Source organism: Microbacterium sp. GbtcB4 (assembly GCF_019091465.1).
Classification (GTDB): Bacteria; Actinomycetota; Actinomycetes; order Actinomycetales; family Microbacteriaceae; genus Microbacterium; species Microbacterium paraoxydans.
The window spans coordinates 1-233 of the sequence record NZ_JAGXJJ010000642.1 but is presented as its reverse complement, the minus strand read 5'-3'; the positions used below and the strand labels follow the sequence as shown (position 1 = coordinate 233).

The window sequence follows — 233 nt, the reverse complement described above, 5'->3', positions numbered from 1 at the left end:
CTCATCGCCTTGCGGCCCGCCCCCCCCGAGCCCGCCGACCTCCCGGGGGGGGCGGGGGGGATCCTCCGTGCGGCGGACGCCGCGACGCCCGGAGCGCTGGCACCACTGCGCGTGGTGCACATCGACGACGCCCAGGAGCTGACGCGCGGCGGGATCGGCGTGGTGCGCGCGCTCCTCGACCGCGGCACCGCCGTGCAGGCCTTCGGCGACCCCGACATCTCCTCCGGTGCCTT

The 233-nt window shown here is 78.1% G+C and carries 1 protein-coding gene; it reads left to right on the top strand.

Annotated elements, in window-relative coordinates; genetic code table 11:
• Positions 1–233, top strand: a 233-nt coding sequence (locus KVS71_RS19095) for a hypothetical protein (RefSeq protein ID WP_217585315.1), incomplete at both ends; no start/stop codon positions are given.